The organism is Acidovorax sp. sif0632 (genome assembly GCF_019218805.1).
In the GTDB taxonomy this organism is placed as follows: Bacteria; Pseudomonadota; Gammaproteobacteria; order Burkholderiales; family Burkholderiaceae_C; genus Acidovorax; species Acidovorax facilis.
Genome location: NZ_JAHUWW010000005.1, coordinates 250455 through 273439 on the forward strand (window position 1 = coordinate 250455; position 22985 = coordinate 273439).

Annotated in this window: 22 protein-coding genes; 8 read left to right on the forward strand and 14 right to left on the reverse strand. The window is 67.8% G+C overall.

Annotation, left to right across the window (positions count from 1 at the left end; translation table 11 throughout):
• Window positions 1-4: 4 nt before the first annotated feature.
• The 4 genes from KW832_RS17275 to KW832_RS17290 are packed head-to-tail and all read right to left on the reverse strand — an operon-like array spanning window position 5 to window position 4234.
• On the reverse strand, window positions 5-838 hold the full coding sequence (locus KW832_RS17275) for an SDR family NAD(P)-dependent oxidoreductase (protein ID WP_218300805.1): 834 nt from the start codon (window positions 836-838) through the stop codon (window positions 5-7).
• Complete coding sequence (locus KW832_RS17280; RefSeq protein WP_218300804.1) at window positions 835-1629, reverse strand: citryl-CoA lyase; 795 nt, start codon at window positions 1627-1629, stop codon at window positions 835-837. Before KW832_RS17280 ends, KW832_RS17275 begins: the two co-directional genes overlap by 4 nt.
• 17 nt (window positions 1630-1646) lie before the next feature.
• Entirely contained in the window at window positions 1647-3173 is a 1527-nt protein-coding gene (locus KW832_RS17285; RefSeq protein ID WP_218300803.1) for a class I adenylate-forming enzyme family protein, read from the reverse strand.
• A 29-nt stretch (window positions 3174-3202) separates the two neighbouring features.
• Window positions 3203-4234, reverse strand: coding sequence for a tripartite tricarboxylate transporter substrate binding protein (locus KW832_RS17290; protein ID WP_218300802.1), 1032 nt, complete (start codon window positions 4232-4234; stop codon window positions 3203-3205).
• A 104-nt stretch (window positions 4235-4338) separates the two neighbouring features.
• Here KW832_RS17290 and KW832_RS17295 point away from each other — a divergent pair, with 104 nt between their 5' ends.
• The 5 genes from KW832_RS17295 to KW832_RS17315 all read left to right on the forward strand — a co-directional run bounded on the left by KW832_RS17295 (window position 4339) and on the right by KW832_RS17315 (window position 10212).
• Entirely contained in the window at window positions 4339-5166 is an 828-nt protein-coding gene (locus tag KW832_RS17295) for an IclR family transcriptional regulator (protein ID WP_218300801.1), read from the forward strand.
• A gap of 220 nt (window positions 5167-5386) precedes the next feature.
• The gene (locus KW832_RS17300; protein WP_218300800.1) at window positions 5387-6370 is read left to right on the forward strand and encodes a LysR substrate-binding domain-containing protein; all 984 of its coding nucleotides are present in this window, start codon (window positions 5387-5389) and stop codon (window positions 6368-6370) included.
• Between the two features lie 192 nt (window positions 6371-6562).
• Window positions 6563-8029, forward strand: a complete 1467-nt coding sequence (gene tcuA, locus KW832_RS17305) for an FAD-dependent tricarballylate dehydrogenase TcuA (protein ID WP_218300799.1) — start codon at window positions 6563-6565, stop codon at window positions 8027-8029.
• Window positions 8016-9197, forward strand: coding sequence for a tricarballylate utilization 4Fe-4S protein TcuB (gene tcuB / locus KW832_RS17310; RefSeq protein WP_218300798.1), 1182 nt, complete (start codon window positions 8016-8018; stop codon window positions 9195-9197). The genes tcuA and tcuB overlap by 14 nt, the downstream gene beginning before the upstream one ends.
• Window positions 9198-9237: 40 nt before the next feature.
• A complete protein-coding gene (locus KW832_RS17315) occupies window positions 9238-10212 on the forward strand; it encodes a tripartite tricarboxylate transporter substrate binding protein (RefSeq protein WP_218300797.1) in 975 nt (324 codons plus the stop codon).
• Window positions 10213-10255: 43 nt separating this feature from the next.
• On the opposite strand, the gene KW832_RS17320 is transcribed toward KW832_RS17315, so the two are convergent.
• Window positions 10256-11200: a LysR substrate-binding domain-containing protein gene (locus KW832_RS17320; protein ID WP_218300796.1), complete on the reverse strand. Its 945-nt coding sequence runs from the start codon at window positions 11198-11200 to the stop codon at window positions 10256-10258.
• Window positions 11201-11306: 106 nt separating this feature from the next.
• Here KW832_RS17320 and KW832_RS17325 point away from each other — a divergent pair, with 106 nt between their 5' ends.
• Entirely contained in the window at window positions 11307-12191 is an 885-nt protein-coding gene (locus tag KW832_RS17325; protein WP_218300795.1) for an N-formylglutamate amidohydrolase, read from the forward strand.
• Between the two features lie 21 nt (window positions 12192-12212).
• Window positions 12213-13211: a tripartite tricarboxylate transporter substrate binding protein gene (locus tag KW832_RS17330; protein WP_121508130.1), complete on the forward strand. Its 999-nt coding sequence runs from the start codon at window positions 12213-12215 to the stop codon at window positions 13209-13211.
• 76 nt (window positions 13212-13287) lie between these two features.
• Here KW832_RS17330 and KW832_RS25930 read toward each other — a convergent pair whose 3' ends face one another.
• From KW832_RS25930 to KW832_RS17360, 6 genes are all read right to left on the reverse strand, one after another.
• On the reverse strand, window positions 13288-14949 hold the full coding sequence (locus KW832_RS25930; protein ID WP_218300794.1) for a DUF692 family multinuclear iron-containing protein: 1662 nt from the start codon (window positions 14947-14949) through the stop codon (window positions 13288-13290).
• Between the two features lie 152 nt (window positions 14950-15101).
• Window positions 15102-15395, reverse strand: coding sequence for a hypothetical protein (locus KW832_RS17340; protein ID WP_121508129.1), 294 nt, complete (start codon window positions 15393-15395; stop codon window positions 15102-15104).
• Between the two features lie 147 nt (window positions 15396-15542).
• Entirely contained in the window at window positions 15543-16031 is a 489-nt protein-coding gene (locus tag KW832_RS17345) for an NUDIX hydrolase (RefSeq protein ID WP_121422951.1), read from the reverse strand.
• Between the two features lie 35 nt (window positions 16032-16066).
• Window positions 16067-16567, reverse strand: coding sequence for a GNAT family N-acetyltransferase (locus KW832_RS17350; RefSeq protein ID WP_218300793.1), 501 nt, complete (start codon window positions 16565-16567; stop codon window positions 16067-16069).
• A gap of 17 nt (window positions 16568-16584) precedes the next feature.
• A complete protein-coding gene (locus KW832_RS17355) occupies window positions 16585-17289 on the reverse strand; it encodes a riboflavin synthase subunit alpha (RefSeq protein ID WP_218300792.1) in 705 nt (234 codons plus the stop codon).
• Window positions 17290-17367: 78 nt separating this feature from the next.
• The gene (locus KW832_RS17360) at window positions 17368-18723 is read right to left on the reverse strand and encodes an esterase-like activity of phytase family protein (RefSeq protein WP_218300791.1); all 1356 of its coding nucleotides are present in this window, start codon (window positions 18721-18723) and stop codon (window positions 17368-17370) included.
• A 189-nt stretch (window positions 18724-18912) separates the two neighbouring features.
• Here KW832_RS17360 and KW832_RS17365 point away from each other — a divergent pair, with 189 nt between their 5' ends.
• Window positions 18913-19164: a hypothetical protein gene (locus KW832_RS17365; RefSeq protein WP_121421666.1), complete on the forward strand. Its 252-nt coding sequence runs from the start codon at window positions 18913-18915 to the stop codon at window positions 19162-19164.
• Between the two features lie 98 nt (window positions 19165-19262).
• Here the strand turns inward: KW832_RS17365 and KW832_RS17370 are convergent, their stop codons facing one another.
• Genes KW832_RS17370 through KW832_RS17380 form a run of 3 tightly spaced genes read right to left on the reverse strand, consistent with a single transcriptional unit; the run spans window position 19263 to window position 22870 of the window.
• Window positions 19263-20639 (reverse strand): MATE family efflux transporter, encoded by a 1377-nt coding sequence (locus KW832_RS17370; protein ID WP_218300790.1) that lies wholly within the window; start codon window positions 20637-20639, stop codon window positions 19263-19265.
• Window positions 20636-21157: a L,D-transpeptidase gene (locus KW832_RS17375; protein WP_218300789.1), complete on the reverse strand. Its 522-nt coding sequence runs from the start codon at window positions 21155-21157 to the stop codon at window positions 20636-20638. The genes KW832_RS17370 and KW832_RS17375 overlap by 4 nt, the downstream gene beginning before the upstream one ends.
• 6 nt (window positions 21158-21163) lie before the next feature.
• Window positions 21164-22870, reverse strand: a complete 1707-nt coding sequence (locus tag KW832_RS17380) for an NAD(P)-binding protein (protein WP_218300788.1) — start codon at window positions 22868-22870, stop codon at window positions 21164-21166.
• Window positions 22871-22985: the final 115 nt, after the last annotated feature.

The window sequence follows — 22985 nt, forward strand, 5'->3', positions numbered from 1 at the left end:
TGCCTTACACGAACTTGCCGGTGATGCCCCCGTCCACCACCAGCTCGGTGCCGGTCACGTAGGCGGCGGCATCGCTGGCAAGGAAGGCGCAGGCATGCGCCACATCCCACGCCGTGCCCATGCGGCCCATGGGCACCTGCCGGGCGCGCGCGGCGCGGGCCTCGTCGAGGCTGGTGTCCGAGAACATCTTCGCCACCGTGGTGGCAATGCGCGGCGTGTCGATGAGCCCGGGCACCACCGTGTTGGCGCGCACGCCCTGGCCCGCGTACTGCTGCGCCACCATGCGTGTGAAGTGCGTGACGGCCGCCTTGGTCACGCCATAGGCCAGGTGCGGGTAGCCGAGGTAGCGCATGCCCGCGATGGACGAGATCGCAATGATGGAACCCCGCCCGCGCTCCACCATGGCGGGCAGCACCTGCTGGCAGGCCAGCAGCAGGCTGTTCACATTGACGGAATGGATGCGGTCGAAGTCTTCAACGCTCGTCTCCAGCGGGCCGCCGGTCTTGCCGATGCCCACGTTGTGGTGCAGCACATCGATGGCGCCGCCAAAGCGCTCGCGTGCCTCGGCAAACAGGCGCTGCACATCGGCCGCGTCCGCCACGTCGCCCACCAGGGTGGCGGCCGTTCCGCCCTCGGCGTGGATGAGCGCCGTGGTTTCTTCGGCCGAGGCTGCGTCGCGGTCCGCCACACACACGCTGGCACCCAGGCGCGCGTAGGTCACGCAGGCGGCGCGGCCAATGCTCCAGCCCGGGCCGGCAGACCCGCCTCCGGCCACAAAGACGACGCGGCCTGACAAATCGAGCGGCAGGGCAGGTGAATGGGCTGGCGGGGCGCTCATGCGTCCGTGCCCTGGCCGGCACTGCCGCCAACGAAGGGAATGGCGTGCTCCACCGTGTCCCAGATGAAGCGGCCCGAGGGGCTTTGCTGCTCTTCCACGATGTGCGCCACCAGCCCGGCCGCGCGCGAGATCACGGCAAAGCCGCGCATCACGGCTGTGGGCACGCCGATCTCGCCCAGCAGCGCGGCCACCGCGCCGGTGGCGTTGATGGTGATGGGGCGGCCTGCCACTTCATCCACAGCCTTGGATAGCGTCTCCAGCGCGCGGATCTTGTCGCCCTGCAGCTCAGGCTCGGCGCGGCCCATCTCCAGCAGCTTGTAGGCGCGCGGGTCCACGGGCTTGTGCAGGTGGTGGCCAAAGCCGGGCACGGGGGATTTGAGGCCCTTGTAGTGGCGCGCAATGGTGAGCGCTTCCGCCTCAGGGTCTTGCGCCGCTGCAATGCGGTCGAGCAGGCCCGAGCAGTTCTCCATGGTGCCCACGAAGGAGCTGCCCACGGCCAGCAGGCCCGCGCTCACGGCGCCCTGCAGGTTCTCGGGCGCGCTCATATAGATCAACCGCGTGGCAATGGCGCTGGGCGTGAGGCCATGCTCCATGAGCACGATGAGCACCACGTCGGTGATGCGCAGGTCCACGCCGCGCGGGGTGCGGCCCAGGATCTGCATCAGCATCACCTCAGTGAAGGTCTTCTTCCCCATCAAGTCCTCGACCAGGTCCGCATCGCGGTAATGCAGGCTGGTGAGGGTGTGGGTGCACAGGCGGGTGACGGGGGTCTTGGAAGCAGTTTGGGTCATGAGATGGGTTCCTTCTTTCAGGCAGTGGCCGTACCAGCCAGGGCGGCCAGGGCCGCATCGCGCACGGCGGACTTGAGTACCTTGCCCACGGGCGAGCGCGGCAGGCTTTCGTGAAAGTGGATGCGCTTGGGCGTCTGCACCGGTCCCAGGCGTTCGCGCACAAAGGCGATCAGCTCGGCCTCGCTCGCCGCTTCGCCGGTGCGCAGCTGCACGGCGGCCTGCACGGTCTCGCCCCACTTGTCGTCGGGCAGGCCGAACACGGTGCATTCGTGGACCGAAGGGTGCTGGCCCAGCGCGTTCTCTACGTCCACGGGGTAGACGTTGAAGCCGCCGGTGATCACCATGTCTTTGAGCCGGTCCTTGAGGTAGAGAAAACCCCGCTCGTCGATCAGGCCCCGGTCGCCGGTGTGCAGCCAGCCGTCCACCAGGGTCTCGGCCGTCTTCTCGGGCAGGCGCCAGTAGCCGGTCATCAGCAGGTCGCCACGCGCCACCACCTCACCCACTTCGCCCGGGGGCAGCAGGCGGCCGTCGGGCGCCATGATGCCCACGTCGCTGAACCAGGTGGTTCGGCCCACCGAGGCCAGGTTGCGCTCGTCATCGAAGTCCTCAGGGCACAGCACGGTCAGGATCTGCGGCGCCTCGGTCTGGCCGTAGGTCGTGCCCAGCACCGGGCCGAAGAAGTCGCGCACCTGGCGAATTTTCTCGGGCGGCATGGGCGCGCCGCCGTAGATGAGCCGGCGCAGGCGCGGAAAGTCCGCGCGCGACGCGCCAGGCAGCGCCATCAGCATGTAGACCAGCGTGGGCGGCATGAAGCACACGGTGCCGCCGCGCTCGCGGAACGCCGTGCGCACCGCCTCGGCGCCCGCGCCCGCCAGCACCACGTGGCAGCCGCCCTGCGCCAGGATGGGCAGGATGTATGTGGAGGTGCCGTGCGTGATCGGTGCGGCCACGATGTAGCGCTCGTGCTCGTCAAAGCCCCAGGCGTGGATCTGGTTGGTGATGCTGGCCATCCACGCGCGGTAGGGCTGCATCACGCCCTTGGGCGCACCCGTGGTGCCGCCGGTGAACTTGATGGCCTGGGTGGCGTCGTCCGGCAAGTCCAGCTGCGGGCGGGGTGCGCCAGCGTGCGCAGCGGCCAAGCTGGCCAGCGTGGCGGCGCCCTCAGCGGCCTGCGCCCCGGTCAGCACGCGGGCGCCGGGCGCGCCTTCGAGCAGGTCGGCGCACGCGGCGTCCAGCACCAGCAGGGTGGGCTCGGTCGCGTCGATGATGCGGCGGATCTCGGGCCGCGTGCTCTTGGGGTTAAGCGGCACCCACACCTTGCCACAGGCCAACACGGCCAGCAGCGCGGCGATGTGGTCGGCGCTGTTGCCCGCACAGATACCCACACGGCTTTGGGGGGTGGGGTCGATGGCGGCGAAGCCCGCCGCGAGCGCTGCCACGCGGGCGGCCAGCGCGTCGTAGCGGATGGCGCCCTCGGGCGCGTCGATGGCAATGCGGTCAGGCCAGCGTTGAGCGGCCCGCCAGAAAAAGTCGATGGGGAACATGAAAGAGGTGAAGTTGTGTGGGTGATCTGTCACTCGGCGGATGCGCCCGACTCTTTCACCACTTCACGCCAGCGCTTGATCTCGGCGGCGGCGAACTGGCGCATCTTGTCGGGGGTGCCGCCGTCGGGCGTAGCGGCCAGCTCCTGCAGGCGCGTGCGCACCTCGGGCTGGGCCAGCACCTTGTTCAGGGCTGCGTTGACCTGCTCGATCACGGCGCGCGGCGTGCCCGCCGGTGCGGCCAGGCCAAACCACGACTGCACGTCAAAGCCCGCGTAGCCCGACTCGGCCAGCGTCGGCACGTCCGGCAGCAGGGGCGAGCGCTGGGCACTGGTGATGGCAATGGCGCGCAGCTTGCCGGCCTGCACATGCGGCAGGGCCGACGGCGTGTTGTCGAACATCGAATCCACCTGGCCGCCCAGCAGGTCGGTGACGGCGGGTGCGCTGCCCCGGTAGGGCACGTGCAGCATCTTGAGCTTGGACTGCATCTTGAACATCTCGCCCGAGAGGTGGATGGACGAGCCGCTGCCCGACGACGCAAACGTGATGCCGTCCTTGGACTCCTTGGCGTTGCGCACGTAGTCGGCCAGGTTCTTGATGGGCAGCTTGGGGTTGACCACCAGGATGTTCGGAATCTTGGCGATCATGCCGATGGGCTCGAAGTCCTTGACCGGGTCGTAGCCCAGCTTGGGGTACAGCGTGGCGTTGATGGTGTTGGCGATGGTATAGACGTACAGCGTGTAGCCATCGGCCGGCGCGCGCGCCACGGCCTCGGCGCCCACGTTGCTGTTGGCCCCGGCGCGGTTGTCCACCACCACCGGCTGGCCCAGCTGGTCGCCGAGCTTGACGGCCACCAGGCGCGCAATCACGTCCGTGGCGCCGCCCGCTGCATAGCCCACCACCAGCTTGACCGGCTTGGCGGGCCAGCCCGAGGCATTGGGCTGGGCCTGCAATGGCATGGCGGCGCCGCAGGCCAGGGTGGCGACCAGCGCCAGCAGGGCGCGCCGCGGCAGGGATGGCGAAGCTTTGCGCTGACCCAGCGCGGCGGGGGTGTGTGGGCTCATGGTGTCTGTCTCCGTTGGTTCTTGGAAAAATGCCGTCGTGGCGCCCTGCTGCGTGCTCTGCGGCACACTGCGCACTGGTTGCGTTGACGAACAAATTCTTTCCCATGCCCTCCCGACCTGCGAATTCAAACGTCCGGCAGCCGGACGAACGTGCGAGTACACGCACCACAGAGGAGCCGGTCGAAGACCCCGGCAGTCGCACGCTGCGGCGCGGCCTGCAGGTGCTGGACGCTGTGCTGGCCCATGGCCGCGACGGCGCGCGCGTGGTGGACCTGTGCCGCGCCGCCGCGCTGGAGCGGGCCCCTGTGTACCGGCTGCTCGCCACGCTCATGGAGAGCGGCTATGTGGCGCAGCGCGGGCGCTTTCGCTACGTGGCGGGCCCGCGCCTGGCCGCCCTGGCCGAGCCCCCGGGCCAGCCCAACCTGGCCGTGCGCCTGGCGCCTGTGCTGGAGCGAGTAAGCCGCGCCTGTGGTGACGCAGCCTTTGCCATCGTGCGCGAAGGCCCCACTTCGCACTGCATTGCACGCCATGTGGGCACGCACCCGGTGCAGATCCTGGTGATCCAGGTGGGCACGCGCCAGCCGCTGGGCGTGGGCGCGGCGGGCCTGGCGCTGCTGGCGGCGCTGCCCGATGCCGAGATGCAGGCCTGCATCGACGCCAACGCGCAAGAGCTGCCGCGCTACGGCGGCATGACGCCCGAGCGCCTGCAGATCCTGGTGCGCGCCACACGCGAGCGCGGCTGGTCGGTGGTGGGCAACCACGCCACGCAGGGCGTGCTGGCGGCTGGCATGGCCGTGCGCAACGCAGCGGGCGAACCGGTGGCGGCGATCAGCGTGGCATCGACCGTGGACCGCATGCCGCGCGAACGCCAGCAGCTCATCGCGCGCTGGATGCGCGAGGCGCTGGCGACGCACCTGCCGAATGGCATCTGAGCGGGTCTGCGGCACACTCTGGCAAGCCGCAGACGGACGATGCCAGCCAGCCGACGCCGCGAACGCCACCGAAGCAATTACTATAAAAATGATAGCTTTCAGCGATGGATGGACCAGCGCCAGATGGCAATTTGGCTTCAAACCAATGCTTCCCCTGCATTTCCACCACCCTGTTGACCGCCCTGCATCCGAGTCACGCCATGCACCCTGAGGCCCGCCCATGGAACTGAGACAACTGCGCTATTTCGTGCGTGTGGTGGAGCAAGGCTCCATGAGCCGCGCTGCGCTGGACCTGGACGTGGTGCAGTCCGCGCTGAGCCAGCAAATCACCCGGCTGGAGAGCGAGCTGGCCACGCGCCTGCTGCAGCGCACGCCGCGCGGCGTCACGCCCACAGAGGCAGGGCTGGCGTTCTTTCGCGAGGCGCAGCTCACCCTGCGCCATGCCGACCAGGCCGTGCGCGCGGCGCAGCAGGCGCGGCTGTCGGGCACCGTCACCGTGGGGCTGGCGCCCACCACTTCTGGCGTACTCGGCCTGCCACTGATGCAGGCCATGCGCACACGCTACCCGGACGTGCGGCTGCACATGGTGGAGAGCATGTCGGGCCACCTCACGGCCATGCTGCATGCGCGCGAGCTGGACCTGGCCGTGCTGTTCGACACGCGCCTGCACCAGGCGCAGCAGGCCACGGGCGCGCGCCGCTGGGACATGGCGCCGCTGCTGGAGGAGGACCTGTTCCTCATCTGTGCCCGCAGCGGTCCCGGCAACCCCCGTGGCCGGCAGCTGCCGGAAACCATCACCGTCGCCGAGCTGGGACAGGAGCCGCTGATCCTGCCCACCGGCCCACACGGCCTGCGCAGCACGCTGGACACGGCCTTTGCCCGCGACCGCGTGGCACCGCACGTGGTGCTGGAGGTGGACTCGCTCGCCATGGTGATGGCCGCCGTGGATGCGGGCCTGGGCTCCACCGTGCAGCCCTGGGCCGCCATGGGACGCTACCCGGATGCGGCCGAGCGCTTTCAGTGCGCACGCCTCACCGATGCGCCCGCGCGCCGCGTCAACCTGCTGTGCAGCCTGCCCGACGAAGAACTCTCACCCGCCGCCCTGGCCGCGCGGGTGGTGCTGGCGGACTGCGTGCGTGAATTGGTGACGAGCGGCCAGTGGTTTGGCACGACATGGATAGGCGGACAAGACACCCGCGCCTGAGCGGCCACCCCGCAGCCATCACGATCCGTGATACCCCCATGACCTGAACCCGCTGCACGGCGGGCCTGCGTCTCCCTACAGTCGCCATCACCCCGATGAACGACACGGCGACCGCGCCAGGAGACACCCCATGGGCCCCACACCCCCTTCTTCATTCCCCGGCGCGCAGCGCACCGCCTGGAGCCACCAGCCATGAGCGGCGATGCTGTGGTCGATGTGCTGGTGATCGGTGGCGGCAATGCCGCCCTGTGCGCCGCCCTGATGGCACGCGAGGCGGGCGCCAGCGTGCTGCTGCTCGAATCCGCCCCGCGCGCCTGGCGCGGCGGCAACTCGGCCCACACCCGCAACCTGCGCTGCATGCACGATGCGCCACAGGACGTACTGGTCGATGCCTACCCCGAAGAAGAGTTCTGGCAGGACCTGCTCAAGGTGACGGGCGGGCTGACCAACGAACACCTGGCGCGCCTGGTGATCCGCGCGTCGAGCACCTGCCGCCCCTGGATGCGCCGCCACGGCGTGCACTTTCAGCCCGCGCTGGCAGGCACGCTGCATGTGGCACGCACCAACGCGTTCTTCATGGGTGGCGGCAAGGCGCTGGTCAATGCCTACTACCGCAGCGCGGAGCAGCTGGGCGTGCAGATCCGCTACGAGGCGCCCGTGGACCGCATCGAGATGGACGGCCGCCGCTTCATCGCTGCCCACCTGGCCAACGGCGAGCGCATTGCCGCAAAGAGCTGCGTGCTGGCCGCAGGCGGCTTTGAATCCAACCGCGAATGGCTGCGCGAAGCCTGGGGCCAGAACGAGCGCGGCGAGTGGCCGGCCGACAACTTCCTGATCCGTGGCACGGCCTACAACAAGGGGGTGCTGCTCAAGCACCTGCTCGACGACCACGGTGCCGACCGCATTGGCGACCCCACGCAGGCGCACATGGTGGCCATCGACGCACGCGCGCCGCTGTACGACGGCGGCATCTGCACCCGCATCGACTGCGTGTCGCTGGGCGTGGTGGCCAACCGCAATGGCGAGCGCTTCTACGACGAGGGCGAGGATTTCTGGCCCAAGCGCTACGCTATCTGGGGCCGCCTGGTGGCGCAGCAGCCGGGGCAAATCGGCTACTCCATCATCGACAGCAAGGCCATTGGCCGTTTCATGCCGCCCGTGTTCCCGGGCGTGAAGGCCGACACCCTGCCCGAGCTGGCGCAAAAGCTCGGCCTGCCCGTGGACACCTTCATGCGCACGCTAACCGGCTACAACGCCGCCTGCCGCGTGGGCCAGTTTGACCACACCACGCTGGACGACTGCCACACCGAGGGCGTGGCGCCCGCCAAGACACACTGGGCCCGGCCCATCGACACCGGCCCGTTCTACGGCTATGCGCTCAAGCCTGGCGTCACCTTCACGTACCTGGGCCTGCACACCGACGACACGGCTGCGGTGCGCTTTAACAACCAGGCCAGCCCCAACCTGTTTGTGGCGGGCGAAATGATGGCGGGCAACGTGCTGGGCAAGGGCTACACGGCCGGCGTGGGCATGAGCATTGGCACTGCGTTTGGCCGCATTGCGGGCACACAGGCAGCTTTGGCCTCCAAACGCCCGGTAGCGCTAGTCGAACATACCTCAAACGCTACAAAACAAGGAGCAAATCATGCAAACGCTTGAGGCCCTGACGCGCGACGCCCGGGCGCTGGCAAATGGCGGCATTGTGCTGTCTGCGCCCGAGACCGAGGTGGCGCGCCAGCTGCAGATCTGCAACGCCTGCCGCTACTGCGAAGGCTTTTGCGCCGTGTTCCCGGCCATGACGCGGCGGCTGGAGTTTGGCAAGGCCGACATCCACTTCATCGCCAACCTGTGCCACAACTGCGGTGCCTGCCTGCACGCCTGCCAGTACGCGCCGCCGCACGAGTTTGCGGTGAACATTCCGCAGGCCATGGCGCAGGTGCGCGGCCAGACCTATGCCGACTACGCCTGGCCGCCCGCGCTGGGCCAGCTGTACCAGCGCAACGGCTTGACCCTGGCCCTGGCACTGGTGGCCGGGCTCACGCTGTTCCTGTTGCTGGCCGTGGCACTGCATGGGCAGGGAATCGCCGCGCTGTGGCAGGCCCCTGTGGGCGGCTTCTACGGCATCTTCCCGCACAACCTGCTGGTGGGACTGTTCGCGCCCGTCTTTCTGTTCGCCGTGCTGGCGCTGGGTCTGGGCGTGCGCCGTTTCTGGCGCGATATCACACCCGCCACCAGCGGCGCACCGCTGAGCGCGCCCGCCACGGCCGAGGCCACCGATGCCGTGCTGCGCCTCAAGTACCTGGACGGCGGCCATGGCGACGGTTGCCACAACGAGGACGACGCCTACACCTTGTCGCGCAGGCGCATGCACCACCTCACGTTCTACGGATTCATGCTGTGTTTTGCGGCCACCAACGTGGCCACGCTGTACCACTACCTGCTGGCCTTGCCTGCACCGTACGACCTGCCCAGTTTGCCGAAGCTGCTGGGCGGCGTGGGCGGCATCAGCCTGGCGATTGGCACGGCCGGCCTGTGGCGGCTGAACCTGCGCCGCCACCCACAACACGGCGACGCCGCGCAAAAGCCCATGGACCGCGCCTTCATCGCCCTGCTGTTTCTCACCGCCACCAGCGGCCTGGCGCTGTGGGGGGCACGCGGAAGCGCTGCCCTGCCGCTGCTGCTGTGCCTGCACTTGGGCGCGGTGATGGCGCTGTTCGCCACCATGCCCTACGGCAAGTTTGCGCACGGCATTTTCCGCACCGCTTCGCTGCTGCGCCACGCGGTGGAAAAGCGCCAGCCCCACCCCATCGGTTTGAGCGCCGACTGAGCCAACGATCCATACACCACCCACGATGAAGGAGACACCCATGAAAAAACGTACCCTGCTGCACTGCGCCCTGGCGCTGGCGACCGCCCCCCTGGCGTTCGGCGCTGCTGCGCAAGACTTTCCGCCCAAGAAGCCCGTCACGCTCGTCGTGGGCTTTGCCGCAGGCGGTGCAGCCGACGCGGCGGCGCGACTGATTGCCAAGAAGCTGGGTGAGAACATCGGCCAGTCGGTGGTCGTGGACAACAAGGGCGGCGCAGGCGGCAATATCGCGCACCAGTTCGTGGCCAATGCGGCACCCGACGGCACGGTGCTGCTGTTCGGGTCGGAGGGCCCGCTCACCATTGCGCCGCACTTGATGAAGCTCACCTATGACCCGTTCAAGGACCTGGCGGCGATCTCAGGCGGCGTGAACTTCCCCAACGTGCTGGTCGTGCACAAGGCTGCAGGCGCAAAGACGCTGGCAGAGTTTGTGCAGCTGTCCAAGAAGAAGCCTGGCAGCGTTGACTTTGCCTCCACGGGCGCGGGCTCGGCATCGCACCTGGCGGGCGAGCTGTTCAACCAGCGGGCGGGCATCGACATGACCCACGTGCCCTACAAAGGTGGGGCACCCGCCTTGCAGGATTTGCTGGGCGAGCGCATCACCTCCTACTTTGCAGCCCCACCCACGGCCCTGCCGCACATCGAAACGGGCAGGCTGATCCCGCTGGCCACCACGGGTCTCACGCGGCCAGCCTATCTGCCCAATATCCCCACCGTGGCGGAATCGGGCTTTCCGGGCTTTGAGGCGCTCAACTGGTATGCGTTTGTGGCGCCGGGCAAAACGCCGGTGCCGCTGCTGGAGCGCTGGAACCAGGAGATCGTCAAGGTGCTCAACGACCCGGCCGTGAAGGACGCACTGAACAAGCACGGCCTGACGCCCCAGCCCACCTCACGCGCCGAACTCACCGCCTTCATGAAGAAGGAGTCGACCCAGTGGGCTGCCATCATCAAGGAGCGCAAGCTCACGGCGGACTGAGCTGGCCTCTGCGGGAAAGCGGTGCCCCGCCGCCCCATGCAGGTCAGGCCATCTTCTTGCGCGCCGCGCTGCCGCGTGCTGAAAAGCCGGCCCGTTCGCTGCTGGCCTGGGCCTCACCCACCAGCCAGCGTGTGAACCGCGCGACCGCTTCGTTCTCGGCCAGTGCTGCACGGCTGCACAGGTAATAGCCCCGGTCCGTGTTCACGGCCGGGCTGAAGGGCAACACCAGCTGGCCCGACGCCAGTTCGGCTTCGATCAGCATGGGCTGGATCACCGTGACCCCCATGCCCGCACAGGCTGCAACGATCAGGTTGTTGCCCAGATCAAACCCCGGGCCCAGCACGGGGGCTACGTCTATCCCTGCGGCCTTTTGCAGCCACAGCGCCCAATTGCCGGGAAAGTTGATGTGCTGCAGCAGCGTTGCCTTGAGCAGATCACGCGGTTGGCGCAGCTTGGCCGCCAGCGCGGGGGTGCAAGCGGGCACGATCTCTCGCCCCGCCAAGTAGCGTGCACGGATGCCGCGCGGCCAAGCGCGCCCGGGGCGCTTCACATTGACCCACAGGTCCACGTCGTCGCGCGTGAAGCTCTCATCGTGGTGGAACGGCCGCAACTCGATCTCGATGTCCGGGTGCAGCGTGTGGAACTGGCCCAGCCGTGGGACCAGCCAGCGGGTGGCCAGGGTGGGTACTACGCTGACCCGCAACCGACGCTTTGAAGCGCGCACCCCGAACCGGCTCACGGCGGTCTCCAGGCCTGCCACATGGGCCTCCACCAATTGCTGGAATTCGCGGCCCCGCGCCGTGGGTAGCACCCGGGGGCCGGAGCGGTCCAGCAGCGTGCATTCCAACCGCTGCTCCAGCCGCTGCACTGCCCGGCTGACAGCCGCCTGGGTCACGAACAGCACACCCGCCGCCTGTCGAAAACTGCCAAGCTGGCAGACCGCAAGAAAGGCGTGCAACTCGGGCAGCGAGGGGGACTTGAACTGCATGGTGGTGATTACATCCGGTTATCAGCGCAGATCAAATTGTCGTTTGCCCGCAGGCACCTGACTCCCTACGCTTCGCCCATCTGCCCCACCTTGATCCCCGAGAACCATGCAGCTACCCGAAGCCCTTCTTCCCGCCACGCCCGTCCAGGTGCTCCTTCCCGCCACCGATGCCGCCATCCCCTTGGTCTGCGACTCTCCGCACAGCGGCACCGACTATCCGCCCGACTTTGGCTATGCCGTCTCCACCGCCGATCTGCGCAAGTGCGAAGACACCCATGTGCACTGGCTGTGGGACGCCGTGCCGCGTGTGGGCGGCACGCTGGTGCACGCCACCTTTGCGCGCAGCTACATCGACCCGAACCGCCATGAGCACGACATCGACCCCGCCATGCTGGCCGATGCCTGGCCCGGCAATACCGCCCCTACCGCCCGCACTTTGGAGCTGGGCATGGGGCTGGTTCCCAGCCACACCCCCACGCACCAGCCCATCTACGCGCGCCGCCTGTCGGCCCAGGAGGTTGCGCACCGCATCACCCACTACTGGCGCCCATACCAACATGCGCTGGCGCAGGCACTGGAGGCCGCCGCCCAGCGTGGCCCGCGTTGGCACTTGAACTTGCATTCCATGCCCAGCAACGCCTACGAGCGGCTGGGCCGCGTGGCGCCCGGCCCGCTGGCCGACGTGGTGCTGGGCGACCTGAACGGTCGCAGCTGCAGCAGCGCATTCACCCAGCGCGTGGCCGAAGCTTTCCGCCGCCGCGGCTACTGCGTGGCCATCAACGACCCCTATGCAGGCCAGGAGCTGCTGCGCCGGTTCGGGGCGCCTTCGCGGGGTCATGAAAGCCTGCAGATCGAGATCAACCGGGCCATCTACCTGAACGAGCAGACGCGGGAGCCGCTGCCACACGCCAACCGCGTGCGCGCGGACATCACCGACCTGCTGCACGAGATGGCCGCCCATATCCGCAGCGCTTGCCTGGACAACGCCTGATTTCAACCAAGAGGACCCACCATGCCCACCCCCATGAACCGCCGCCGATTTATCGCATCGACCAGCGCCGTGACGAGCGCCATTGCCCTGCCGGCCTTGGCCCAGGCGCCCGACCGCTATCCCACACGTCCGATCACGCTGGTGGTGCCGTTTCCGCCCGGAGGCGCCGTAGACAACTCCGGCCGGGCGATAGCCGACAGGCTGGGCCGAGTGCTGGGGCAGCCCGTGATTGTGGAAAACAAAGGGGGCGCTGGTGGCACCATCGGCACCACGCAGGTGGCCAAGGCCCAGCCCGATGGCTACACGCTGATCGTCACCTCGCAGACCACGCATGTGATCAACCCCGCCCTGTCGGCCAGTCTGCCCTACGACGCGGTCAATGACTTTGCCCCCATCACGCTGATTGATCGCCTGGCCAATGTGCTCTTGATCACCCCCGGCCTGCCCGTGAAGAACTTCGCCGAGTTCGTGAAATACGTGAAGGAGAACCCAGGCAAGCTGAACTACGCCTCCTCGGGCAATGGCTCGCTGGCGTACCTGAGCATGGAGCTGCTCAAGGCCAAGCTGGGGCTGTCCATCACCCACATCCCCTACAGGGGCGCTGGCCCGGCGCTGACCGACCTGCAGGCGGGCCAGGTGCACATGACCTGGAACAACCTGTCCTCCAACCTCAGCATGGCTCAGAACGGTCGCCTGCGCGCGCTGGCGGTGGCATCGCCAATCCGCGCTCCCCAGCTGCCGGATGTCCCGACCTTCGACGAGCTGAAGTTGCCGGAGCTGAACCTGACTTCCTGGACAGGTCTTGCCGCACCTGCAAAAACGCCGGAATCCATCGTTGCGCAGCTCTACGAAGCGATGCGTACCGTGTTGCGTGATCCGCAAACACAAAGGGCATGGAATGACCGCGGCGCTATGCTGCCTGATACCGTGAAGCCCGCAGAGTTTCGCAAGGAGATTCAGCAGCGCATCGGTTTTTACAAGAACATCGTGAAGACCCACAAGATCTCCGTGGATCAATAGTGCCCACTCCCCATCCTTGCGGAATGGACGAAACATATCCCCGACCTCGTGCGCATGTGGGCATGTGGGCAAGCCATCAGTACGTTGGAACATCGCCTTCAACTGGCCCATCCGCTCGCACCAGCCCATCATCCAGCAACTGCGCAAGCCAGCCGCCGAGCACAGTGGGGTCGCCTTGCCACAGGCCGCTGCCCAGCAGCGCCACGCAGGCGTCGTGCACCGAGGCACCGGCGTGCAGCGCTTGCACCCAGGCGGCCTCGGCCGCGTCGAGCGTGCGAAAGTGCGGCTGGTGGCCTTTGCGCCAGACCAGCAGCGTGGCCGGTGCAGGCAGGGCCACGGCCTCGGGCACGTCGTCGTCGGTATGGATGGCATTCCACACCCCCACAACGTTCGTCGTGATCGCGCGCAGCAAGGCGCTGGGGTGCAGTACACCAGGGCGGGTGGTCCAGGTGTCCGACGCCTGAGCAGCCGCAGTCTCCAAGGTCGGCACATCGGCACTGTCAAAGCGGGTGCGCAGATCCCAGTCGAGCTGGGCCAGTTCATGCAGCTCGGGGTTGTCGGAGTACGCCGCGCGCAGCGTGCCCACCAGGCCTTCGCCATAGCGGTTCAGGCTGCGCGTGCGCGGCGGATGGGCCACGGCGTAGTCGCGCGCATGGGCCTCGAAGGTGTCTGACCCCATGTAGAGGCAAGTCTTGGCATAGGTGTCGGCCAGCACCTCGGCCAGCCGAGCGCGGTAGGCATGGTGGTAGATGGGCAGGCGACCTGTGATGAGGTCTTCGGGCATTTCGGGCGGCAGCGCATTCGCCAGCACGCGGTCGGCAAAGTGGCGCTGCACCGCAGCCAACCCAGTCAGGTCTGCCGTGGTGGCCAGGGTGATGGAGGTGATCGCGACAGGCTCGGGCGAGGCCACATGCTCCGCGGCAACGCGCCGGGCCATGGCCATTTCATCCAGCAGCTCGGCCAGCGGCGGGATGTGGTCGTCGCGCTCGATCATCGCGGCCACAGCGCCAAAACGCTGGCAGGCCTGTGCGTACAGGTCCCACACCGGCGGCGCCACCGGGTGGTCGTGCGTGTCGATGATGTGGTCGCCGTTGTCGCTGTGCCCAGCCAGATGAATTTGCTGCACCCGGTGCGCGGGCAGGGCATGCAGATAGGTCAGTGGGTCGAATCCATGGTTCACGCTGCTCACGTAGATGTTGTTCACATCCACCAGCAACAGGCAGTCGGCCTCTTGCGCGATGTGGGCCAGAAACTGCCACTCGCTCGCGCTGTCATGCCGGTAGCGGATATAGCTCGACACGTTCTCCAGCACCAGCCTGCGTCCCAGCACATCCTGTGCGCGACGGATCTGTGCGATCACATGGCGTGCAGATTCGTCGGTGTAGGGCAGCGGGTACAGGTCGTGCAACTGCTCGGGGCCAGGGCCCGTCCAGCACAGGTGGTCGGACACCCACAGCGGCTCGATACGGTCAGCCAGCGCCTTCACGCGCTGCAGATACGGCACATCCACGCCCTGCGACGCACCGATGGACATGGCCACGCCATGCATGGCCACGGGGTAGTCGCGCCGGATGGCATCGATCACCGCCAGAGGTTTTCCACCGTCGATGAGGTAGTTGTCGGTGATGATTTCCAGCCAGTCGAGCGGCTGCTTGCGCGCGAGGAAATCGGCGTAGTGCTGCGTGCGCAGTCCCAGGCCAAAGCCGGTGCCGCGCGTAGCGATGAGGTCATGTGCCATGGCGAAATCAAGGTATGAAAGTGCGGGCACTGGGCATGATCGCCGAGACTGGCACGCCCTGATGCCAGCACCGCCGCGCAAGGGCCGCCCCGCCGCGCTGGCGGTGTCCCCCTGGGGGGATGGCGCGCAGCGCCTCAGGGGGGCTTGTTGCCTTATCCCTTGATGTCGCCGATGGTGCCCTTCTCCATCAGGCACTGGGCCGCGGTCTTGGCCTTGAAGCCGTGGCCCTTGCAAGCGTTCTGGCCCTTGCAGCTGTGCTCGGCCGTGGAGCAGTCGCTATTGCCCTTGCAGTCGTGCACGTTGTAGCAGTGCACCTTGTCGTTGGCGCCGATGGCGGCGCCTTTGGAGCCCTTGGGCGCGTCGGCTGCAAAGCTGGTGGATGCCAGTGCCAGCAGCGCGGCAGACAGGGCGAAAGATGCAGTGGTCTTGGTGTTCGTGGACAGCATGGCGGGTAACTCCGTAGGCGTTAAGGGATGAGTAATCAGGTGGTTAGATCGCGCTGCACCGTGCCGCGCTCTCTGCCTGGTAATTCGTCCCCCGCACGCTGCGGGTTACATGCAGTCCAAAAAACTTTTTTGCATGGTGCCTCGGCGCTATTGCGCAGAGGGTTCGGTCACCGAAATGTCGGTGTGCACCAGCGTCAGCGGAAACCGCTGGCCCGCCAGGTAGTCCTCCAGGCAGCGCAGCAGCAGGGGACTGCGATGGCGCTCGGGGCAGGCGCGGATCTCATCGGCCGTGAGCCACAGCGTGCGCACGATGCCGGTGTCGAGCGTGCGCCAGTCGTGGTGCGTGCCCAGCGAGCCCGCAAACGCAAAGCGCATGTAGGTGATGTCGTCGCCCGTGCGCGTCTTGGTGAAGCGGTTGAGGTACACGCCGATCAGCGCCGTGGGCTCGAAGTCGTGCGCGGTTTCTTCCAGCACCTCGCGGGCGCAGGCCTGGATGGGCGATTCGCCCGGGTCCAGGTGGCCGGCGGGGTTGTTGAGCTTGAGGCCGTCGGTGGTTTCTTCCTCGACCAGCAGAAAGCGGCCATCGCGCTCAATGAGGGCGGCCACGGTGACGTTGGGTTTCCAGCGGTGGGGCATGGCGCGCATTATGACGAGGGGCGGTGACGCCAAGCCTACAGCGTGCGCGCCATGTACACAGCGCCTTCGCCGTAGCTGGCCAGGCGGGCCTGCTGGGCGGCGTCCTGCAAGGGGTGCAGCGCATAGCCCTGCCGCTGCCAGTAGGTCTGCGAGCCCTGCACCGAGACCAGCGCGCTGTGCCGCAGCCCTTCTGCACGGGCCTGCGCCCACAGGGGCTGCAGCAAAGCGTGGGCCAGGCCTTGCCCCGCATGGGCAGGCAGCACGGCCATGTCGTGCAGGTACAGCGTATCGGCGGGGGCAGCGGCTTCAAAGTGGCCGTGCAGCGGGGTGACCTTGCCGCGCACGCTGCGGTAGGCCGCCAGGTAGGCGCACACCGTGCCGCCGCGCTCCAGCACCACCGAGCAATTGGCGGGGCTGGCGAGGCGGCGGGCAAACACCTCGCCACTTTCCACAAACCCCTCGCCATAGCAGGCCAGCTGCACGGCCAGCAGGTCGGCCAGATCGCTCAGCGCCAGCGGGCGCACCACCACGGACATGAGTGAGCTTGGTTCAATCAGTGCGGCAGCACGGGCGCCTGTACAAAGTCGTCCAGCGACAAGCCCTTTTCTTTCAGCAGCGCCTCCAGCACGGGCTGCAGACGGCCCAGGCTTTCCTGCACGGCCTCGCGGACGGTGTCCACCACGACCTGGGTGCTGCGCTCGATCTCGATGTTCAGGCGGTCTCCTACCTTCTTGGCTTCAAACACCGTGGCGCGGCGCGTTTCGGGAATCATCCAGATCTCGAACCAGCCCTCCTGCCGGTTCACCTCGGCCACCGTGAGGCTGGCCCCGTGGATGGCGATGTAGCCCTTGGCAAAGATGTAGCGGCGAAACGCCTCGGGCACGGCCACGCGCCACACCAGGTTGTTGTCGAACTCGCGCCGCTCGATGAGTGTGCCGGTGAAGTCCACATGGCCCGACAGCGGATGGCCGCCAATCTCGGCACCGTCCTTGGCCGCGCGCTCCACGTTCACGCGGTCGCCCTGGCCGTAGCTGCCCAGCGTGGTGATGTTCAGGCTCTGCAGCATCACGTCGAAGTTGGCCCGCGTGGGCGACAGGATCTCGGTGACGGTAAGGCACACGCCGTCGGTGGCCACGCTGGCGCCAATGGCCAGGTCCTGGCAGAAGCCTTCGGGAAAATCGAGCGTGAAGGTGCGCAACCCTGCGCGGTCGTGGATGGCGGCAATGCCTGCCGTGGCTTGGACGATGCCTGTGAACATGGTGGCGCGGCTTCCGGGTACGTTGGAACGGGAACCGGGAATTTTGCCACCCGGCCCCCACCGCGCGCTCGTGCCGGGTTACTTCGCGCGCAAGAGTTCGCCGACTTCCAGCAGCACAAGCTCGTTGTCATCCGCCTTGTTCGGATCGCGGCTGCTGCTGAAGGGCAGGTTGTTGTCGTTGCCCACCACGATGTGCGTGCCGTCCACGATGTCCACGTTCTCGATGGTGAAGAACGGGAAAGTCAACACGCCGTTGTTCAGCGGCTTCCTGGCCAGGCGCTTGGGGTCCTGGATGTTCATGAGGTCGATGTAGCCGATCTTGCGGATCTCTCCGCCCACGTTGGCGTCGCTCATCTCCACCTTGTAGACGCGCTTGAACTTGGCGAGATCGTGGAAGCAATCCGCGCGCTTCTGGCCTTCGGGGCAGGCCTTGTCGGCCGTGCCTTCGCCGTTGTCGCGCTCGATGATGAGGCCCATGCTGGCGTCGATCATGTTGAAGTCGCCAATCGCGTGGTGGTTGGCCTCCAGCACGTACTTCCAGTGGCGGCCGGTCCATTGCTCGGTCTTCACGTCGAACTCCAGCACGCGCAGGTACTGCTTGCCGCCCACGTTTTCATACGCCTTGGCATCGTCGTTCCACAGCGCGCCTTCCAGCAGCGCGTAGAGCTTGCTGCCATCCTTGCTGGCGGCCATGCCTTCGTAGCCCTTGGAGCGCTTGACCACAAACGCAGTGGGCTTGGCGTCGGGGGCGCCGGGCATCAGCACGCCGGGCGCATCGGGCGATCGCACGGTCTTGCCGTCCACCTGGGTCTCGAAAACGCCGAGCACCTTGCCATTCAGGTCGGCCTTGATGAGGAAAGGGCCGAATTCATCGCCAATCCACAGCGCGCCACCGGCGAACTGGAAGCTTTCGGGGTCGAAGTCGGCGCCGGTCAGGTAGCGGCTGCTGGTGCCTTCGTGCGTGATGCGAAACGGGATCTTCTTGTCCGGGTCGTGCAGGAAGATGGTCTTGAGGCGATTGAACTGGCCGCTTTTGAAGTCCACGGTGTAGTGGCTCAGGTGCAGCATGAAGTCGGGCGAGTTGGCCTTGGAACCGGCACCGTTGTCAGTCAGGATCCAGAACGATCCATCGGCCATGCGCTTGATGCCCGAGTGGCCCTGGATGGGCTGGCCCTGGAACGGCAGCGATACGCCGGTGTCGCGGCCGCCCGACTGGCCCATCACGCTGCCCACGGCGTCCACCCGGCGGGGTGTGGTGAACTTGCCCGCCACCTGCAGGTCGTGTGGCGCATCCTTGGGCGCGGCAATCGTCGTCAGGGCGGGCAGCACCGCGTGGCCGGTCAGCGTGGCGGGGTAGGCCTGCTGGGCCAGGGCTGCAGAAGAGGCGGCGCACAGCAGGGCTGCACTGGCGGCGATGAAGGAGAGTCGGGACATGTTCATGGGGAATAAAGCCAAAACCCGCACGATGCCGCGCCCTTGTGACGCCACCATGAAAGGCAGGCACCAGGATATGCCCTGGCATGCAGCCGATGGACACGGACCTTTTGCCAGGGTCGAGAGTCACACCCGCCTTGCGCTCCCCCACCATTCCCCACCCACAACGCTGGACAGCCCCTATTCCCTATGGACACCCTTTCTGCATTGCAATCCCTCGGACTGGAACTGCCCAGCCCCGCCTACATCGCTGGCGCCATCGTGTTTGGCCTGATCGGCATGGCGGCTTTCTGGCACGGCAAAAGAGCGCAGCAGCCACGCACCCGCTGGTGGGGCGTGGCGCTCATGTTCTACCCCTACGCGGTTTCGCGGACCTGGATGCTGTTTGCGGTGGGCGTGGCGCTGTGTGCGGGTCTGTGGCTGGACATGCGGCGCGGCTGAAACGCAGGCGAGGGCTGCGCGCAAACGCTATGATTTTCATAGCGTTTGCGCTTGATGGATAAGCGACAGGGCCATTTTTGGTGCAAATTGCTGGCGCATCACACCAGCCGCTGCAATGCCTGGCGCCGCCATACCCCGTGGAAATACAGCCCCTGCAGCACCAGGGCGCACAGGTACGTGGCGGGGTAGGCCACCCAGGTGGCCACCAGCCCAAACTGGCGCCCCAGCAGCCAGCCCAGCGGCACGATGAGGCAGGCCAGGCACCCCAGTGAAATGAGCGTGGGTGCCAGCACCGTGCCACTGGCACGCATCACGCCGGAATACACGCTGGCCCATCCGAAAAACACCGCGCTGCACACCGTGATGGGCAGCACGCGTGCGGCGATGTCGATCACGCGGGCGTCGGCCACAAACAGGCCCACCACCCAGGGCGCTGCGCCAAACATCAGCAAGGCCAGGCCGCCGGTGAGGAGCAGGTTCATGCGCATGCCGGTGCGCGTGACGGCCGCCAGTTGCTGCCCGTGGCCCGCACCAATGGCCTGCGCCGCAAACACCGACGACGCAATGGCCACGGCCATCGCCGGGAACAGCACATACGACATCACCTGGCTGGCGGCCCCCCACGCCGCCGTGGCTGCCGAGCCATGCGCGTTGACCAGGCTGAGCAGGCCCAGGTCGGCCAGCGAGCCGGTAATGAAGAACAGGCCCGTGGGCACGCCCAGCCGCACCAGGGTGCGCAGCAAGGCAGCGTCCAGCCGCAGATGCGCGGCCAGCGCCCGCGTGGGGGCCAGCACATGCGCGCGGCGCCGCAGGTGCCAGGCCGTGTAGCCCAGCGAGCACAGCGTGGCCAGCAGCAGCGCGGCCACGCCACCCAGGATGCCCAGCGCAGGCAGCCCGAGGGCAGGCACGCCCCGGATGAACAGCGGCGCGCACACCAGCGTGACCGACAGCGACACCACCAGCGCGCGCAGCGGCGTGACGGTGTCGCCCGTGCCACGCAGCAGCGCCGCCGTGAGCATGGAGGTGAACAGCACGGGGAACAGCACCATCATCCCCCGCGCATAGGCCACCGCCTGGGGCAGCACGTCGGCCGGCGTGCCCAGCAGCAGCATCAGAGGCCGCACGGCCAACAGCCCCAGGGCGGCCAGCACCAGGCCCAGCAGCACCCCGGCGCACAGCGTGGTGCCCGCCACGGCATGCAGCCGCGCGTGGTTGCGCGCGCCAAAGGCCTGGCCCACCAGGATGGACGACCCATTGCCCAGCCCAAAGATGAAGGCACTGAGCAGCAGGAACAGCGGCATGAACGAGGCCACCGCCGCCAGCGAGCCCGCACCCAGCAGCCGCCCCACGTAGATGTGGTTCACCGTGCCGGTGAGCGCCTGCAGGATGTTGGTGAGCACCAAGGGGCCCAGGAACACGAGAAAGCGCCGGTCGAGCGAAGGCGGCGGGCTGCCGGGGTGGGCCTTGTCCGTCATGGTGCTGCGCCCTCCATGAGCCCGGGGGTCTGGGTGCTGTGGATACACACCCGCGTGCCCGCTACCACCCGGTCAAACAGGTCGATCACATCCGCGTTGGTCATGCGCACGCAGCCGTGTGACCGCGGCACGCCCATGGGGCAGTCGTCCGGGCAGCCGTGGATGTAGATGTAGCGGCGCAGCGTGTCCACCGCTCCGCCCCGGTTCACGCCAGGTTCGCAGCCCGTCAGCCACAGGATGCGGCTCAGGATCCAGTCGCGCCCCGGGTGCTCAGCGGCCAGCGCGGGCGAATAGATCTCGCCTGTGGCGCGCCGCCCCACAAAGACCGTGCCAGGCGCACAGCCCGCGCCCACCTTGGCGCGCACGCGGTGCAGACCGCGGGGAGTGCAGCCGCTGCCGTTGTGTTCGCCCACGCCGTTCAGGGCGGTGGATACCGGGTAGGTGCGCAGAGTGGCCCCGTCCAGCATCAGGTGGAGCTGCTGCCGCGCCACGTCGATGTGCACTTCGGGGCCCGCCATCGGGGTTCAGCCTGCCGCCACCAGCCCGGCACCGTGCCCGCGCGTGAAGGCCTCTTCAAACACCGAATAGCCCGACCAGTCGCTGTGCGCAAACGCGAGCCGCGCCGTGGTGGGGGTGGGAATCCAGGGCGATTGCTCACCATTTGATAGCTGTTTGCGCTTACCTGATAAGCGCTGGAGGCCAATTTGGCTTAAAAAGCCCTGCATGCCAGGTACCGGGATGGCCATGGCGTGGCCGTAGCGGGTGATGTCCACGCGTGTGGCGCGCTGGCGCAGGTCGGGGTGGGGCACCGCCAGGGTGGCCAGCGCGGCCTCAGCCCATGGTTGCCAGGGCTGGGTGGCCAGCTGCTGGCGGCCGCCCTGCACATCGCCCAGCGCCTGGTAGTAGGTGAGCACGGTGGGCCCGGCCAGCGCGGCCCCTGTGTCCAGCCGCTGGTGCCCGGCGTTCACGTAGCCCAGGCCGCCGGCGGTGGGGTCGGCGTAGAGCACGTTGTCCCACGCGGGGGCAGCGCCGGGGCGGTCGGTGAGCGGGCTGTCGATGTGGATGTTGGCCACCAGCCAGGGGGCCGACTGCAGGCGCTGCGCAGCGCCGGTCAAAAAAGCGGGCGGGTTGTGCACCACCCGCGCCGCCACGAACACGGGCAGCGCCACGACGCAGCGCGGCGCCTGCCACCGCTCCACGCTGTCGGTGGCATGGTTGAAGGCGTCCACCTCCACGCCGTGGCGGGTTTCGGTAATGCGCAGCACGCTGGTGGCAGTGCGCAGCTGGCCGCCCCCATTCACAGTGTTGGCAAGCGGCTCGGCCAGACGCTGGGTGATCCAGCCGTTGCCTTCAGGCCAGGTGAGCACGCTTTCGCGCGCCTCATCCACCGCCTCGCCCGGCGCGTGAAAACCGTGGCGGCTGGCAAAGTAGTGGATGCCCGCCCAGGCCGACACGCGCGCCACGCCCGCGCCGTAGTCGTCGCGGCAGCAGTAGTTCAGGTACCAGAGCAGGTGCTCGTCATCCAGGCCCTCTTGCGCCAGCCAAGCACTGAAAGTCATGGCATCCAGCGCTTGATGGGCGGGCGCTAGAGGCTTTTTTGGCCCCAACAGCTTGAGCGCAGGCATGGCAAACCGCGCGGCCTTCGCCTCTCGCTCCACCGCCTGTGCAAAGCGGCGGTATTGGGCCAGCGTGGCTTCGCCCACACCGTGCACGGGCAGCAGGCCTTCTTGCCACTCGCCGTCAAAAAACAGGCGCTCCTGCGGGCTGTGGCACAGGTGGCGTTCGTCGTACTGCCAGCGGCCAGCCACGCGGCGGCGCAGGCCCAGCTCTTCCAGCAGATCCTGCACCTCGCGCGCATCGTCGCCGGGCACGGGCAGGTAGTGCGCGCCCAGCGGGCAGGCAATGCCGCTCACGGCCCCGCCCCGGCTGTTGCCGCCTGCACCGTCTTCCAGCTCCAGCAGCGCAAAGTCCTCCACCCCCGCCAGCCGCAGCGACCGCGCCGCAGCGAGCCCCGCCACGCCACCGCCCGCGATGATGACCTGCGCACGGCGGACTACGCTGGGGGCGGGCAAGGTGCCGGTCTTGAGCAGGTCGCGCAGCTGGTGGCCGCGCGCCATGTCGATGCCGGTGAAGCCGCCTTCCAGCGCGCGTGGTGCACGGTCGCAACCCGGCAGCAGCATGCCCGTGGCGGCCGAGGCTGCAGCGGTGGCAAGGAAGTGGCGGCGTTGCATGGGAGGCTGACTCTGATTCAGCGTTGAAGGGCGCAGCGCTCGCAACCGGCACGCTCCGATGCCAGCGCACCCGTGGAACTGGCTCTGCCAGGCCACCGGGTACGTCCCCCTGGGG